The sequence below is a fragment of the Pseudorhizobium flavum genome, from assembly GCF_044142885.1.
GTDB classification, from domain to species: domain Bacteria; phylum Pseudomonadota; class Alphaproteobacteria; order Rhizobiales; family Rhizobiaceae; genus Neorhizobium; species Neorhizobium flavum.
This window is the reverse complement of the sequence record NZ_JBIOKZ010000006.1, coordinates 203,824-219,413: the sequence shown is the minus strand read 5'-3', so window position 1 is coordinate 219,413 and position 15,590 is coordinate 203,824. Positions and strand designations below refer to the sequence as shown.

The following is a 15,590-nucleotide window of genomic DNA, read 5'->3' as shown; positions in this document are numbered from 1 at the left end:
TATGTAACCCGATGCGCGACTGACTTCGGCAGCGCGATCCTTTTCCCGGGTGACTGATGGCGCGTGCCTTTCTCTTCGTTCTGGATTCCTTCGGCGTCGGTGGCGCTCACGATGCCGCAGCCTATGGTGATTTGGGCTCCAACACACTCGGCCACATCGCGGAATTCTGTGCCGCCGGCGCCGCCGACCGTGCAGGCTTGCGGAAGGGGCCGCTGAAGCTGCCTAACATGTCCTCACTCGGCCTCCTGGAGATAGGGAGGCTGGCGAGCGGCGACTATCCGGCAGGCATGCCGCTTCCCGAACGGATCTTCGGCCTGCATGGTGCCGCGGATGAAGTTTCGCGGGGCAAGGATACGCCATCGGGCCATTGGGAGATTTCCGGCACGCCTGTGATGTTCGACTGGGGCTATTTCCCTTCCGAGGGGGAGGCCTTCCCGCCGGAACTGGTGGAGGCGATCTGCAGCGAGGGGGGCGTGCCCGGTATCCTCGGCAACCGCCATGCGTCCGGGACCGAGATCATCGCGCGCCTCGGCGAGGAGCATATCCGTTCCGGCAAACCCATCTGCTACACGTCCAGCGATTCCGTGCTGCAGATCGCCGCCCATGAGACCCATTTCGGTCTGGAGCGGCTGCTCGATCTCTGCAAGACGGTGCGCCGTCTCGTGGATCCGCTCAATATCGGCAGGGTGATCGCCCGTCCCTTCATCGGGGAGAGGCCGGCAGACTTCGAAAGGACAGGGAACCGGCGCGACTTTTCAGTCCCGCCACCCGAGCCGACCCTGCTGGAACGTCTTACCGAAGCGGGGCGCAAGGTCCATGCGATCGGCAAGATCGGCGATATCTTCGCCCACCAGGGCGTATCCCGCGTCGTGAAGGCCAACGGCAATGCCGCATTGATGGCCGCCACCCTTGAGGCCATGGAGGTCGCCGAGAGCGGAGACTTGGTCTTCACCAACTTCGTCGACTTCGACCAGTTGTATGGACACCGGCGCGATGTACCGGGCTATGCAGCAGCGCTCGAGAGCTTCGACCGTGCGCTGCCGGAAATTCATCGACGGCTCAAGGCGGGGGATCTGGTGATCCTCACCGCTGACCACGGCTGCGATCCCACATGGCGTGGCACCGAACATACGCGTGAGCGGGTGCCGGTCATGGCCTTCGGTCCCGGAATCCGCTCTCGCGACATCGGTATCCGGCCGACCTATGCGGATATTGGCGAGTCGGTGGCGGCGCACCTCGGCATCCCCGCCGGCTCGCATGGATGGAGTTTCCTTTGACCCGACATCTCCTGAAGGCCGAGATCCACTGCCATATCGAAGGGGCAGCACCGCCGGTTCTTGCCGCGAAGCAGGCGGATAAATACGGCGTCGACACAACCGGCTTCCTCCGCGATGGCGCCTATGTCTGGAACGACTTCTCGGAGTTTCTCTTCTGCTATGACCGCGTCGCGGCTCTTTTCCGCACGGACGCGGATTATGCGCTGCTGACGGAGAGCTACCTCACGGAACTGGCCAGGGCGAACACGATCTACAGCGAGATCATCGTTTCCCCCGACCATGGCGACCGGATCGGACTTGGCGCCGACGCCTATCTCTCCGGCATCTGCGAAGGTATACGCCGGGCGGGTGAGAAGACGGGTATCGAGGCCCGCATCATCGTGACCGGCGAGCGTCACTTTGGCCCGGATAGCGTCATCGCCGCTGCCGAATATGCCGCGCGCAGCCAAAACCCGCTGGTGACCGGTTTCAACATGGCAGGCGAGGAGCGCATGGGCCGCGTCGCCGACTATGCCCGTGCCTTCGACATCGCCCGGGACGCAGGTCTTGGATTGACGATCCATGCAGGCGAGGTCTGTGGCCCGTTCAGCGTCATCGATGCACTCGACCTCGTGCGCCCCTCGCGTCTTGGCCACGGGGTGCGCGCCGTGGAGGATCCGGAACTCGTTGCGCGTCTCCGCGATCTCGGCACGGTTCTGGAGGTCTGCCCCGGCTCAAACGTTGCCCTCAACGTCTACCCTGACTTCCACCACCACCCGCTACGCCGGCTCCACAAGGAGGGGGTCCGGGTGTGTCTCAACTCGGACGATCCGCCCTTCTTCCACACGTCGCTTGAGCGGGAATATGAGATCGCTTCCAGCGTAATGGGTTTTTCGGATGCCGAGATCAATGCCATGACCCGCACTGCGATCGAGGCGGCCTTCGTCGACGAGGCAACACGCCAGCGGCTGCTTGAGCGGTTGCCTGACGACACTTTGGCGGCTCAACCACGGGCAAACCAGGCCCAGGGACTTGCGGTTTTCCGCCAACCAATAAAGAAGAGAAACATCAACAACAGGGGAAGGCAGTTCTGATGGACGGCGTCACGGTCATCGATCATCCGCTGGTGCAGCACAAGCTGACGATCATGCGCAAGAAGGAGACATCGACGGCGGGATTCCGGCGTCTGCTGCGCGAAATCTCCACCTTGCTCTGCTACGAGGTCACCCGCGATCTCGAACTGACGATGGAAACCATCGAGACGCCACTTCAGGAGATGCAATCGCCGGTCCTCGAAGGCAAGAAACTCGTCTTCGCATCGATCCTGCGCGCCGGAAACGGTCTTCTCGAGGGCATGCTGGAACTGGTTCCCTCCGCCCGCGTCTCACACATCGGGGTCTACCGCGACCACGAGACGCTGCAGGCGGTGGAGTACTTCTTCAAGGCGCCCGATGACATCGCGGAACGGCTGATCATCGTGGTCGATCCGATGCTGGCGACCGGCAATTCGGCGATCGCTGCGATCGACAAGCTGAAGGAGCGCGGGGCGCACAACATCCGCTTCCTCTGCCTGCTGGCAGCACCGGAAGGCATCGAGAGCTTCCGAAAGCATCACCCGGACGTGCCTGTCTACACGGCATCCATCGACAGCCACCTCAACGAGAACGGCTACATCGTCCCCGGTCTCGGCGACGCCGGGGATCGGATGTACGGAACGAAATAGCGGCACCTTAACCGGCTCTTTACGACGAGACGAGTTTCAGGCCCCGGCGGCATCGCGTTCAGCACATTCTTCATCGGCAATGATGTAAAGTCGTGCCGAGTTGAGAACGTGGCGGGGGCCAGCATGATCGGACGCAACATCTTCCTGTTCGCGGTCGGCGCCGTTCTCATGTCGCAGGTGCCGTCACTGCTCGGGCTGACGGACATCTCAGAGCCGGTGGAGACGACGCAGGCCACTGCGCCCTCGGCGCCGCCGTCGCCTGCGCGGCTTGCGGCGATTTCTGCCGACGACCGGGGACACTTCAACGCCGTCTTCCGCATCAATGGGCGGCCCGTCGAGGGCATGATCGACACCGGCGCCTCCTTGGTCGCCCTGAACGAAAGCACAGCGCGACGGATCGGCATCGCCGGCAGCCGGCTGCAGTTCAAGCACCAGGTCAGCACGGCCAATGGCAAGACCGAGGCTGCGCATGTCGTGCTGGATGAGGTTGAGCTCCAGGGCGTACGGGTGCGGCAGGTAGATGCGTTCGTGCTGCGCGACACGGCGCTTTCCTCGGCACTGGTCGGCATGAGCTTCCTGAAAAAGCTGACGTCCTTCAGGGTAGAGCGCGGGACGCTGAGACTGTCGCAGTGATCAGGCGATCCGTTCAAGCACGACCGGAGTAGGCTCCGGCGCAGCATCGGCAATGCGGAACGAACGCGTGAGCGCGGCCACAGCACCTTGTGCTTGTGCTTCGGTGTTTGCATGCACGAAGGCAATCGGATCACCCTCCGACACCTTTGTCCCGAGTGGCTGTATCCGGTCGACGCCGACCCCGTGATCGATGCTATCCTGAGGACGTTTGCGGCCTCCGCCGAGCTCGACGACAGCGAGACCCACGTCACGCGTTGCGCAGGCAGCAAGCCAGCCGCCGTGCGGGGCCGGCACGGGCATGACAACCGGTGCCTTTGGCAAATATTGGTCCGGCTTCTCTGTGAAGTCGGAAGGTCCGCCAAGGGCGTGGACCATGCGGGCGAAGATCTCCAGGGCCTTGCCACTGTCGAGTGCGGCAATGGCTGCGGCCCGGGCCTCCTCTGCGCTGCGGCGGGCTTGCGCCTGCTGGAGCATCTCGGCCGCAAGCGCGACGACCACCTCATCCAGCCGGCTGCCGTTCTTCCGCCCCATCAGGAAATCGATGGCATTCCTGACTTCGACCGCGTTGCCAGCAGCATCGGCGAGCGGCTGGTTCATGTCGGTCAGAAGCGCGCTCGTACGGGTCCCGGCTCCGTTGGCGACATCGACAAGGGAGCGGGCGAGCCTGGCGGCATCCTCTGGGGCTTCCATGAAGGCGCCATTGCCAACCTTCACGTCCAGTACGAGTGTCTGGAGCCCGGCAGCGAGCTTCTTCGAAAGGATGGAGGCAGTGATGAGAGGCACGGACTCCACCGTCGCGGTCACGTCGCGGATGGCGTAAAGGCGCCGATCCGCCGGCGCGAGATCCCCCGTCTGGCCAATGATGGCACAGCCCACATCGGAAACGACCCGGCGGAGCAGCACGGGATCCGGCATGACATTGTAGCCCGGGATCGACTGGAGCTTGTCCAGCGTCCCGCCAGTATGGCCGAGCCCCCTGCCGGAGATCATCGGCACTGCGAGCCCGCAGGCCGCGACGATGGGGGCAAGCATCAGGGAGACGTTGTCTCCGACACCACCGGTAGAATGCTTGTCGGATACGGGCCGGCCCACACCCGGCCAATCCATGACCTCGCCGGAATCGCGCATGGCAAGAGTGAGCGCGACCGTTTCGTCGCGGGACATGCCCCGAAAGAAGACAGCCATGGCGAAGGCAGCAGCTTGCCCTTCGCTGATATCGTCGCGGGTCAGCCCTTCGATGAAGGCCGAGATCTCCTCAGCCGCAAGCTCCTGCCCGTCGCGCTTCCGGCGGATGATCTCCTGGGGAATCATGCCGTCAGTAGCCCGTGGCTGCGCGCGGCGAGGCGGCGCCACTCAGCACCGCCAGAATGTCGTCGAGAAGACCGGACGCACCAAACCGGAACGTCGACGGCATGACCCAATTCGGCCCCATGATGGTTTCGGCAAGCCGCAGATAGAGGTCTGCGTCGGAGACCGTGGCGATACCCCCTGCGGGCTTAAAGCCGACGCGCTTCCGGGACGCTCGGATGGTGCGCAGCATAATGTCCGCAGCCTCGAGCGTGGCGTTGACGGACACCTTGCCCGTGGAGGTCTTGATGAAATCGGCACCGGCCGCGATCGCCAGTTCGGATGCCCGGCCTATCAGGACGCTGTCCTTGAGTTCGCCGGTCTCCAGGATGACCTTGAGGCAGGCCTGTGGGCAGGCAATGCGTACTGCCTCGACCATGTCGGTGACGGCGGCTTCGTCGCCATCAAGAAGGCGTCGGTAGGGAATGACGAGGTCGATCTCATCGGCACCATCGGCGATCGCCTGCCGCGTCTCCTCCACCACATCGATTACCGGAAGGTCGCCCGACGGGAAATTCACCACTGTCGCGATACGGACCGGATGCCCCTGCCCGAGGAGCGCCCTCGCCTGCGCCACGAATCGCGGCCAGATGCAGATCGCGGCCGCAGAGCCGTAAGGGGTTTGCGCCCGCCGGCACAGTGTCTCGATCGCAGCCGCATCGCAATCATCGCGAAGGTTGGTGAGGTCGAGCAGAGAAAGCGCGAAGCTGGCGGCTTCCCGCGGAGTGTTGATCTCCATGGCTGATACCTCCTCGTCAGGCTTCATCATCGGCGTTCAAACGATCGGACGCAACCCGCCGATTTTCGCAATCCCATGCAAGGGTGACCAAAAACCTGCACCGGTCTGTGTCACAGTCCCTTGTCCGCCAGCATTTCCTCAAGGATGGCGGCTAGGCGGCGGCCGCCGACAGGCGCCATATCCTTCGTCTCCTCGTGACTGAGCTCCCCTCCGGTCATGCCGGCACCGAAATTCGTGATCACCGAAGCCGCGGCAACGCGCAGACCGAAGAAGCGTGCCAGGATCACCTCCGGGACGGTGGACATACCGACGGCATCTGCTCCCAAAGTCCGCGCCATCCGGATTTCCGCCGGCGTCTCAAAGCTCGGGCCGGAAAACCACATGTAGACGCCGGTGAACAGCGGGATGCCGCAGCGTATCGCCGCGTTGCGCATGTCGGTTGCGATTTCGGCATCATAGGCGTTGGTCATTCCCACGAACCGCCGGTCGCCCTCCTCCCCGATCAGAGGATTCATGCCAGAGTAGTTGATGTGGTCGGTGATCTGCATCACCGAGCCCGGCGGCATGTCCTGACGCAGAGAACCCGCAGAGTTCGTCAGGACAAGCGACTGGACGCCAAGCCCCTTCAAAACCTCGATAGGGAAGCGCATGGCGCGCGGGTCGCCCTTCTCGTAGTAGTGGGCACGGCCCGAAAGCATGATGACCGGCTCCCGACCCAGATGGCCGGCGACGAGTTCGCCCGCATGACCTGTCACACCACTCACCGGAAAACCCGGCAGGTCGCGATAGGGAATGCGAACCGGATCGGAGATGTTCTCGACCAGCGAGCCAAGGCCAGAGCCAAGCACGACGGCGCAACGCGGCATCAGCCCGTTCAACCGATCGACGAGAAGATCCGCAACGTCCCTCATCCGATCACGTCCGTCTCGAAGGCGTAGGGCAGGAGTTCAGCCATGGTCACTGTCTTCTGGACCCCCTGATCGTCGCAGAGATAAATCCGTGTATCCGCCGACGCGAACTCGGCAATCTTCTGCCGGCAGCCACCGCAGGGGGTACAGAGCGGCAGTTTCTCGGCGATCACCGCGATCTCCTCGATACGGTTACCGCCGCCCATGATCATCGCGCCGATCGCAGTCGGCTCGGCGCACCAGCCCTGAGGAAAGGAAATGTTCTCGATGTTGGCGCCCACATAGACACTGCCATCATCGGCACGGATCGCCGCCCCCACCGGAAATTTCGAATAGGGCGCATAGGCTCTCGCCATTGCTTCCCGGGCAACCTCGAAGAGCTCGTGGGACATGCGTCAGCGTTCCTTCACATAGGGGACACCGCCCGCCTTCGGCGCATGGGCGACACCGATGAAGCCGGCAAGGAGTACAATGGTGAGGATGTAGGGCAGTGCCTGGAATATCTGGACGGGCACTTCGCCGATGCCCGGGACCGACTTGCCCTGCATGAAATTGGCGACTGCATCCAGGAAGCCGAAGAGCAGGCAGGCGAACATCACCGGCACCGGCTTCCACTTCGCAAAGATCAGTGCGGCGAGTGCGATATAGCCCTTGCCCGCCGACATGTTGTTAATGAAGGCGGCCGACTGGGCAATGGCAAGATAGGTGCCCGAGAAGCCGCAGAGGAAACCGGCCACGATGACGGCGCGGTACCGCATCCATGTCACCGAGATGCCAGCCGTATCCACGGCTCCGGGATTTTCGCCAACGGCACGGAGACGCAGGCCGAATCGGGTGCGGAACAGGACCCACCAGGCAATGGGAACCGCCAGGAACGCCATGTAGGCGAGGATGTTGTGGCCGGAGATGACATTGGCATAGAGCGGGCCGATGATCGGCACGTCGCGCACTGCATCGGCCCCGGGCAGGATGATCGGAGAAAATCGTCCGTCGCCCGGCACCTGCGGGGTACGTCCCCCCTGCCCGAACCATGCCTGGCCAAGAACCACCGTCAGTCCCATGGCGACGAAGTTCAGCGCCACGCCCGAGACAATCTGGTTGCCGCGATTGGTGATCGAGGCAAAACCGTGGACGAGGGAGAAGACGATCGACACCCCAATGCCGGCCAGCAGGCCAAGCCAGGCCGATCCGGTCACATAGGCGGCACAGGCGGAAGCAAAGGCGGCCGCCAGCATCTTCCCCTCAAGGCCGATGTCGAAGACCCCGGCACGTTCGGAAAACAGGCCGGCAAGCGCGGTGAACAGGAGCGGGATCGACAGTCGCAAGGCGGAGCCGAGGATGCTGACGAGAATATCAAAGAACTCCATCCGTCCCTCCTCAGGCTCTGGCTATCTGTTGATAGACACGCACAATCGCGGGACGCAGCATGTGCTCCAGCGCACCGGCAAACAGGATCACGAGGCCCTGGATGACGACGATCATGTCGCGCGTGATGGTCGGCATCTCGAAGGACAGGTCGGCGCCGCCCTGGTAGAGGATGCCGAACAGGATGGCTGCCAGGATGATCCCCACCGGATGGCTGCGCCCCATCAGCGAGACGGCGATCCCGACGAAACCCGCGCCGGCGACAAATTCCACCTGCAACCGGGCTGCAGCGCCATTGACGGCATTCAACGCCATCATGCCGGCCAGCGCGCCGGAGATCAGCATGGCGATGATGACGGTACGGACGTAGGGAACCCCGGCATAGATCGCTGCCGACGGGCTGATCCCGAGCGTGCGCATCTCATAGCCGAGCTTGGTACGCCAGATCAGCAACCAGACGAGGTAACACATCACCAGCGCGATCAGGAACGACACGTTGAAGGGCGCCGGCCCTAGCTTCAGACCGAAGAGTGCCATCAGCCAGTCGAGCTTGGGCAGTTGGCCACCCTCCAGGAAAGTGCGCGTTTCGGGCGCCATCTTGCCTGGCACGATCAGCACGTTGACCAGCAGGTAGACCATCAGCGCTGCGCCGATGAAGTTGAACATGATCGTGGTGATGACGATGTGGCTGCCGCGCTTGGCCTGCAGCCAGGCAGGAATGAAGGCCCAGGCGGCGCCGAAGATCGCAGCCCCTGCGACGGCGAAGGGCATTGTCACGTACCATGGCACGTAGTGGTCGAGGGCAAGCGCAGCCAGCGCGGCACCAAGTCCACCGACATAGGCCTGACCTTCGGAACCGATGTTGAAGAGGCCGGCATGGAAGGCGACGGCGACTGACAACCCGGTAAAGATGAAGCTGGTGGCATAGAAGAGGGTGAAGCCGATGGCGTCGCCACGACCGAGCGAGCCCTGGATCAGGAACTTCAGAGCCTCCCAAGGGCTCTCGCCGATCCACCAGACCACCAGCCCGGAGAAGAAGAAAGCCAGGAGCAGGTTGATCAGGGGGATCAGGCCATAGCTGATCCAGTTGGGAAGCGGCACGGATGCTGTCGTCATGTCGACCTCACGCCGCAATACCGGCCATCATCAGGCCGAGTGTCTGTTCTTCGGTTTCGCCGGTCTTTTCGCCAACGATGCGGCCGGCGAACATGACGAGGATGCGGTCCGAAAGCGAGCGGATCTCGTCCAGTTCGACAGAAACCAAAAGGACGGCCTTGCCTGCGTCGCGCGTCTCGATGATCCGGCGGTGGATGAATTCTATTGCACCGACGTCGACGCCGCGTGTGGGCTGGCCAACGATAAGCAGCTTTGGGTCCCGCTCGATCTCGCGAGCCACCACGATCTTCTGCTGGTTGCCTCCGGAAAAGTTCGCCGTCCTCAGACGCGCATTGGGCGGGCGGATATCGTATTTTGCAATCTTGTCTTCGGCATCCTTGCGGATCGCGTTGAGATCGAGGAAGGCACCGCGGCCGTATTTCGGGTCACGGTGATAGCCGAGAATGGCGTTTTCGTATTCTTCGAATTTCAGGACGAGCCCCATGTGATGCCGGTCTTCCGGGATGTGGGCGAGGCCGAGATCGCGGCGCCGAGCCGCATCCAGTCCGGCAACCGGCTGGCCATCCATGATGATCTCGCCTGAAGAAGGTTTGCGTATCCCGGCGATCGCCTCCAGCAGTTCCGACTGGCCGTTGCCGGCCACTCCGGCAATCCCGACGATTTCCCCAGCCCGGACATCGAATGAAACATTGTCCACCATGGTCACGCCGCGGGCATCCTTGACCGTCAAGTTGCGGACCGACAGCAGGACCGGCCCTGGCCTCGCCTCACCCTTTTCCACATGCAGGAGGACATGGCGGCCCACCATGAGCTCGGCGAGCTCCTCCACAGTCGTCTCCGCCGTCTTGCGGGTCGCGACCATTTCGCCGCGGCGCATGACGGAGACCGAGTCGGTGATGGCCATGATCTCACGCAGCTTGTGGGTGATCAGGATGATCGTCTTTCCCTGCTCCCGCAGAACACGCAGGACGTTGAACAGGTGGTCGGCCTCTGCGGGCGTCAGCACACCAGTGGGTTCGTCGAGGATGAGGATATCCGCACCACGATAGAGCGCCTTGAGAATCTCGACGCGCTGTTGCGCCCCAACGGGAAGTTCTTCGATGATCCCATCCGGATCGACTTCCAGCCCATACTCCTTCTCCAGGCGCTCAAGTTCGGCTCTCGCCTTGTCGGCGGACCGTCCGAGGAACTGGCCGCCTTCGACACCGAGCATCACGTTCTCCAGGACGGTGAAATTCTCGACGAGCATGAAGTGCTGGTGAACCATGCCGATGCCTGCGGCAATAGCAGCCTGGCTGTCCCGGATCAGTATCGGCTTTCCCGAAATGCGGATTTCGCCTTGGTCTGCCTGATAGAATCCATAGAGAATCGACATCAATGTCGACTTGCCGGCGCCATTCTCGCCGATAATGCCGTGGATTGTCCCCTTGGCGATGTTGAGATTGATGTTCTTGTTGGCGTGAACGGGACCGAAGCTCTTGTCGATGCCCACAAGTTCGATCGCCGGTACGGCTGAAGGGTCTAGGCTCAAGCGTCCGCCTTTCAAATCGCGCATATGGCAAGGGCGCCTGCAGCACTGCTGCAGGCGCCCTTGGTTCGATTACTTCGGGCAGGAATTGTCGGACATGTAGTCGTGAACCTTGACGGTTCCCGCAATGATGTCGGCCTTGGCCTTCTCGACCGCCTCGGACATTTCCGGCGTGATCAGCGCCTTGTTGTTCTCATCGACGGCGTAGGTGACGCCGTCTTCCTTGACGCCTAGTGCCTCAACGCCCGCGGTGAACTTGTCGTCCTGTGTGTCCTTGAAGGCGTTGTAGACGGCGAGGTCGACGCGCTTGACCATGGAGGTCAGCACCTTGCCGGGATGCAGGTGGTTCTGGTTGGAGTCGACGCCGATGCCGAGCTTGCCATTGTCGGCTGCGGTCTGAAGGACTCCGAGGCCGCTGGCGCCGGCTGCCGCGTAGACGACGTCTGCGCCCTGGTCGATCTGGTTCTTGGTAAGCTCGCCGGCGCGGACCGGGTCGTTCCAGGCTGCACCCGTGGTGCCGACCATGTTCTGGAAGACCGTCGCGTCAGCCTTTGCCGCCTTGACGCCCTGGACATAGCCGCAGCCGAACTTGCGGATCAGCGGAATATCCATGCCGCCGACGAAGCCGACCTTGCCGGTCTGCGAAGCCATGCCGGCCAGGAGGCCGACGAGGTAGGAGCCCTCCTCTTCCTTGTAGACGACTGAACGGACGTTCGGCAGGTCAACGACGGAATCCACGATCACGAACTTGGTGTCCGGGAACTCGGCTGCGACCTTTTCCATGGCCGAGGTCCAGGCGAAGGAGACGGCCACGACCGGGTTGAAGCCGCGGCTCGCAAAGTTGCGGATCGCCTGCTCGCCCTGCGTGTCGCTCGTAGGCTCGAAATCCCGATACTCGACCCCCGTCTCCTTCTTGAACTGTTCGGCGCCACCGAAGGCTGCCTCGTTGAAGGATTTGTCGAACTTGCCGCCGGTGCCGTAGACGAGCGCCGGCTTGATTTCCGCTGCCAGCGCGGTCGCCGACATTGCTGCAACGGCCATGAGGGTCAAAAGGGTTTTCTTCATCGTTCAGCCCTGTTTCAGAATGTTGTTAGCTGGGTCCTCCCGCATGCCGTTCGATGGCAAGCTGCGGCAACCGGTCTTCCCCGCAACAGACTGGCTTTAAGCACTTTTGCATGGGTGGTGGAAAAATTCACCCGATTTTTTTCATCTGGTAAAATTCTGGTGCCGGCACCCGATGACACAAAAAATGCCGCGCACGAAACGGGCGCGGCATCCTGAAGATGTCCTGAAGGCCAGAGGTGACTACCCGACCGGGCAGCTCACGCCGGTGCCGCGCAGGCCGCAATAACCGCCGGGGTTCTTGGCCAGATACTGCTGATGGTAATCCTCTGCGTAGTAGAAGATGTCGAGCGGCGCGATCTCCGTGGTGATGCGCCCCTTCTTTCCCGCCGAGTCGAGCGCTGCCTGGAAAGCCGCCATTGCCTCCCTCGCTTCGGCCGCCTGCGCCTCGTTCGTCGTGTAGACGGCAGAACGATAGGTAGTACCGATATCATTGCCCTGCCGCATGCCCTGGGTAGGATCATGTTCCTCGAAGAACGTCTTCAGCAAGACTCGATAGGATACAACCGCGGGGTCAAAGACCACCTTGACGATCTCCGCGTGGCCGGTGAGCCCCGTCGTCGTCTCCTGATAGGTGGGGTGGGGCGTGATCCCTCCAGCATAACCGACGGCCGTCACATGTACGCCGGGGATCTTCCAGAAGAGGCGCTCCGCACCCCAGAAGCATCCCATGCCGAAATAGGCAATCTCCATTCCGTCGGGATAGGGTTCATGGAGTGAATGCCCATTGACGAAGTGGTTGTCGGAGGTCGGAATGGGCTGCTCTCGGCCCGGGAGCGCCGTCTCCGGCGTCGGCATGGCAGTCTTCTTGTTGAACATGTCGATCACGAACATCATCGCCTCCTGGCGTAAGAGGAAATGCCTGCCTGCGGGAACCGGATGTTCGATCAGGCTGAGAAGCGGCCGGCAAATCGCGGGCGCCGGTAGCCGATCATCCAGAACAGCAAGGCAAGCACGAGGAAAACGGCAAAGGCGGGCTGCGAGAGAACCGGCGCGATGGCCCACCGCCAGGCATCGGCATGGATATAGTGTGCGAAGGCGGCCTCCGCCATAGCGAGGCTGACAACGTCGAGGTTCTGCCAGTGATTTCCAAGCGACGTCACCACTACGGATGAGGAAGCCACCGACTGAATGGAATCGAGCGTCCCTGCGAATATCGCCGCGACGAGCGCCAACAGGCTGAGAAGGCGGAAGAAGCTGCGTATCAACGGCTGTTTTCCTGAAGTCGCGAACGGGAAGGGCGAGGACAAAGTGTTTCGCCAAGCGATAACGCGGGCCGACTTACGGCGCAACAGGCACCGCTCAGAGCGCCTTCTGGCGCAGCCACGTAAATTCCGGTTGATCGACGCGAAATCCTCGTTATATATCGCGCCCGACCGCTGCTTCGCGTCTGTGCAGGCAGCCCTTACTCCAAGGACAGGTGGCCGAGTGGTTGAAGGCGCACGCCTGGAACGCGTGTATACGGGAAACCGTATCGAGGGTTCGAATCCCTCTCTGTCCGCCACTCCCCAACGAGATCATTTGCTCTAGTTCAGGCATCAGGCCCATTTTCGTGGCTCTTGGGTCAAGGCCGGCTATGTCGGGCCAGGAATGGCGCGGCGTGACTAGGCCCGCGCAAGGAAGGGCGGGCATAGCTTTGGTGGCCCGATGAACGGGTTCCAAAGAGGGCAATGAACATGTCTCACGATCTCGACCTTTTGGGCGCCATTTCCGAACAAATGCTCAGCCTCTTCCTAGAAGACAACGACCTCGACACGTTGACGGATGTTCTCGTCGAGGCGCTGGAGGAGGCGCTTGCGATATTGCAGGATGAAATCAGCGGCGAGACTTTGCACTGACGGCCGAGCCAAGGCCTCGCGAAAAATGACGTCAGTTTAAGAACGGTTATAAGAAAAACCGGAACAAGCTTCCTCCCTGGGGGTTCTTCTGCGCGGAAGGGCAACGAAAGGAGAAAGACATGAAAAAGATCCTCATTGCTTCTAGCGCTATTCTCGCAGCCATGTTTGCAACCGGCGCCTCCGCCCAGGAAGGAACCGCAAGCGGTGCAGCCGGTGGGGCCGTAACCGGCGCCATCATCGGCGGACCTGTCGGTGCTGCCGTCGGCGGTATTGCCGGTGCAGCCCTGGGCACTGCGATCGACCCGCCGCCGCAGGAAGTCATCCGCTACGTCGAAACGCAGCCGGCTCCTTCAGCGCGCGTCGTTGTTGAAGAGGAAGTCGTGGTCGGCAAGCCCCTGCCGGAGACTGTCGTCCTGACGCCGGTGCCCGAGCATGAGACCTATGCCTATGCCGTGGTCAACGAGCAGCGCGTGATCGTCGATCCGCAGACCCGCACGGTGGTCCAGGTCATCCAGTAAGTTCTGGATCAGAATATTGATCTAGAGCCCCGCTCACCGGCGGGGTTCTTTTTTAGATCTTGTCAGACCAGCACGACCTGATCGACGCGATCCTGGGCACCGAAGAAGCGAAGATAACGCTCCACCTCCGCCGGATCACCGGTCGCCTTGCGCGGGTTGTCGGACAGCTTGACGGCGGGACGGCCGTTCGCCTCGCTCACCTTGCAGACAAGCGAGATCGGCTTCAGGCTCTCCACATATTGAGGCGCGCAGCCGGCAAAGTCATTGGTGAGGTTGGTACCCCAGCCGAAGCTCATCCGAACCCGACCCTCGAAATGGCGGTAGGTGTCGATGATCGCATCGACATCCAGTCCATCCGAAAAAATCAGAAGCTTGCTTCTCGGATCTCGTCCCATGCGCTGCCACCAGTCGATGATCTTCTCTCCGCCCTCGATGGGCGGTGCGCTGTCGGGTCGAAACCCGGTCCAGTCCGCAACCCATTCCGGCGCATCCCGCAGGAAGGCCGCGGTTCCGAAGGCGTCTGGCAGGACGATGAGCAGGTTGCCACCATAGAGCCGGTTCCAGTCCTTCAGGACCTTGTAGGGCGCAGCCCGCAGTTCCTCGTCCGAATCCGCCAGGGCAGCCATCACCATGGGGAGTTCGTGCGCATTGGTTCCCACCGCTTCCAGGTCAGAGTCCATCGCGAGAAGCACGTTGCTGGTGCCGGTGAAGCCGGCACCGATCCCTTCCTTCAGGGCCTCCACGCACCAGCGCTGCCAAAGGAAACTATGACGCCGGCGCGTCCCGAAATCGGATATCCGCAGCCCCGGGAGCGCCCGCAGACGCTCGACCTTCTCCCACATCTTGGCCTTGGCCCGCGCATATAGCACGTCGAGAGCAAAGGGGCCCATGTGCCGCATGGCTGCGCGAGAGCGCAACTCGTTGATGATGGCGAGCGCCGGGATCTCCCACATCGTGGTTTCCATCCAGCGGCCGTGGAAGTTCAGCTCATACTGGCCGTCGCGCTTGGAGAGTTCGTATTCCGGCAGCTGGAAGGTCGCGAGCCAGTTCAGGAACTCCGGCTCGAAGATCTGCTTGCGTCCATAGAAGGTGTTACCGGCAAGCCAGATCATCTCCTTCTTCGACAGGTGGAGGCTGCGCGCGTGGTCCAGCTGCTCACGCAGTTCCCCCTCGTCGATCTCCTCCGCCAGGCGTACCGTCTTCGTCCGGTTGATAAGGGAGAAGGTCGCGTCGACGTCCGGATAGAGCTTCCAGATCATCTGCAGCATCAAGAGCTTGTAGAAATCGGTATCGATCAGGCTGCGAATGATCGGGTCGAGCTTCCAGGTGTGGTTGTAAACCCGGGTGGCGATATCGGTCTTCGTCATGCCTGTCCTGCCTTGGCCCAAGAGGGCCGGCTCGACTCATCGGAACGAAGGCCAGTCCGCGAACCGCCTCCGGGTCGCAAGACTTAGGGAAAAATGACCGGCAAGTCCACACGCCAATTCGGCCGCGGCG

The 15,590-nt window shown here is 62.1% G+C and carries 17 protein-coding genes and 1 tRNA gene; 7 read left to right on the top strand and 11 right to left on the bottom strand.

From position 1 onward, the window contains the following. The first annotated feature begins 56 nt into the window (after positions 1-56). The 4 genes from ACEPP2_RS13730 (at position 57) to ACEPP2_RS13715 (ending at position 3,612) form a co-directional block, all read left to right on the top strand. Positions 57-1,277 (top strand): phosphopentomutase, encoded by a 1,221-nt coding sequence (locus tag ACEPP2_RS13730; RefSeq protein ID WP_395516925.1) that lies wholly within the window; start codon positions 57-59, stop codon positions 1,275-1,277. Beyond that, a complete protein-coding gene (locus ACEPP2_RS13725) occupies positions 1,274-2,350 on the top strand; it encodes an adenosine deaminase (RefSeq protein ID WP_395516924.1) in 1,077 nt (358 codons plus the stop codon). The genes ACEPP2_RS13730 and ACEPP2_RS13725 overlap by 4 nt, the downstream gene beginning before the upstream one ends. Next, on the top strand, positions 2,350-2,979 hold the full coding sequence (gene upp / locus ACEPP2_RS13720) for a uracil phosphoribosyltransferase (protein WP_052641355.1): 630 nt from the start codon (positions 2,350-2,352) through the stop codon (positions 2,977-2,979). The genes ACEPP2_RS13725 and upp overlap by 1 nt, the downstream gene beginning before the upstream one ends. 123 nt (positions 2,980-3,102) lie before the next feature. Continuing rightward, positions 3,103-3,612, top strand: coding sequence for a TIGR02281 family clan AA aspartic protease (locus ACEPP2_RS13715; protein WP_077548560.1), 510 nt, complete (start codon positions 3,103-3,105; stop codon positions 3,610-3,612). Here ACEPP2_RS13715 and deoA read toward each other — a convergent pair whose 3' ends face one another. The 10 genes from deoA to ACEPP2_RS13665 all read right to left on the bottom strand — a co-directional run bounded on the left by deoA (position 3,613) and on the right by ACEPP2_RS13665 (position 12,942). Continuing rightward, positions 3,613-4,923, bottom strand: coding sequence for a thymidine phosphorylase (deoA, locus tag ACEPP2_RS13710; protein ID WP_395516923.1), 1,311 nt, complete (start codon positions 4,921-4,923; stop codon positions 3,613-3,615). 4 nt (positions 4,924-4,927) lie between these two features. Beyond that, entirely contained in the window at positions 4,928-5,698 is a 771-nt protein-coding gene (gene deoC / locus ACEPP2_RS13705) for a deoxyribose-phosphate aldolase (protein ID WP_077548558.1), read from the bottom strand. 110 nt (positions 5,699-5,808) lie between these two features. Beyond that, positions 5,809-6,609, bottom strand: a complete 801-nt coding sequence (locus ACEPP2_RS13700) for a purine-nucleoside phosphorylase (RefSeq protein WP_077548557.1) — start codon at positions 6,607-6,609, stop codon at positions 5,809-5,811. Then, entirely contained in the window at positions 6,606-6,998 is a 393-nt protein-coding gene (locus tag ACEPP2_RS13695) for a cytidine deaminase (protein ID WP_395516922.1), read from the bottom strand. Before ACEPP2_RS13695 ends, ACEPP2_RS13700 begins: the two co-directional genes overlap by 4 nt. Positions 6,999-7,001: 3 nt before the next feature. Then, positions 7,002-7,973, bottom strand: a complete 972-nt coding sequence (locus tag ACEPP2_RS13690; protein WP_077548555.1) for an ABC transporter permease — start codon at positions 7,971-7,973, stop codon at positions 7,002-7,004. Positions 7,974-7,983: 10 nt separating this feature from the next. Next, positions 7,984-9,087 (bottom strand): ABC transporter permease, encoded by a 1,104-nt coding sequence (locus tag ACEPP2_RS13685; RefSeq protein WP_052642415.1) that lies wholly within the window; start codon positions 9,085-9,087, stop codon positions 7,984-7,986. A gap of 7 nt (positions 9,088-9,094) precedes the next feature. Then, positions 9,095-10,642 carry an ABC transporter ATP-binding protein gene (locus tag ACEPP2_RS13680; protein WP_395516921.1) on the bottom strand — a complete coding sequence of 516 codons (1,548 nt, stop codon included), beginning with the start codon at positions 10,640-10,642 and terminating at the stop codon, positions 9,095-9,097. Positions 10,643-10,687: 45 nt separating this feature from the next. After that, positions 10,688-11,680, bottom strand: coding sequence for a BMP family lipoprotein (locus ACEPP2_RS13675; RefSeq protein WP_077548553.1), 993 nt, complete (start codon positions 11,678-11,680; stop codon positions 10,688-10,690). A gap of 240 nt (positions 11,681-11,920) precedes the next feature. Then, positions 11,921-12,571 carry a peptide-methionine (S)-S-oxide reductase MsrA gene (gene msrA, locus ACEPP2_RS13670; RefSeq protein ID WP_281977873.1) on the bottom strand — a complete coding sequence of 217 codons (651 nt, stop codon included), beginning with the start codon at positions 12,569-12,571 and terminating at the stop codon, positions 11,921-11,923. Positions 12,572-12,624: 53 nt separating this feature from the next. Then, positions 12,625-12,942, bottom strand: a complete 318-nt coding sequence (locus ACEPP2_RS13665; RefSeq protein WP_052642414.1) for a hypothetical protein — start codon at positions 12,940-12,942, stop codon at positions 12,625-12,627. A 209-nt stretch (positions 12,943-13,151) separates the two neighbouring features. Between ACEPP2_RS13665 and ACEPP2_RS13660 the strand changes: the two genes are divergently transcribed. The 3 genes from ACEPP2_RS13660 to ACEPP2_RS13650 all read left to right on the top strand — a co-directional run bounded on the left by ACEPP2_RS13660 (position 13,152) and on the right by ACEPP2_RS13650 (position 14,093). Beyond that, a tRNA-Ser gene (locus ACEPP2_RS13660) sits at positions 13,152-13,241 on the top strand. 172 nt (positions 13,242-13,413) lie between these two features. Then, positions 13,414-13,575 carry a hypothetical protein gene (locus ACEPP2_RS13655; protein WP_395516920.1) on the top strand — a complete coding sequence of 54 codons (162 nt, stop codon included), beginning with the start codon at positions 13,414-13,416 and terminating at the stop codon, positions 13,573-13,575. A gap of 119 nt (positions 13,576-13,694) precedes the next feature. Continuing rightward, a complete protein-coding gene (locus ACEPP2_RS13650) occupies positions 13,695-14,093 on the top strand; it encodes a DUF1236 domain-containing protein (RefSeq protein ID WP_281977717.1) in 399 nt (132 codons plus the stop codon). A 62-nt stretch (positions 14,094-14,155) separates the two neighbouring features. Here ACEPP2_RS13650 and pncB read toward each other — a convergent pair whose 3' ends face one another. Then, positions 14,156-15,460: a nicotinate phosphoribosyltransferase gene (gene pncB, locus ACEPP2_RS13645; RefSeq protein ID WP_142588980.1), complete on the bottom strand. Its 1,305-nt coding sequence runs from the start codon at positions 15,458-15,460 to the stop codon at positions 14,156-14,158. Between the last annotated feature and the right edge of the window lie 130 nt (positions 15,461-15,590).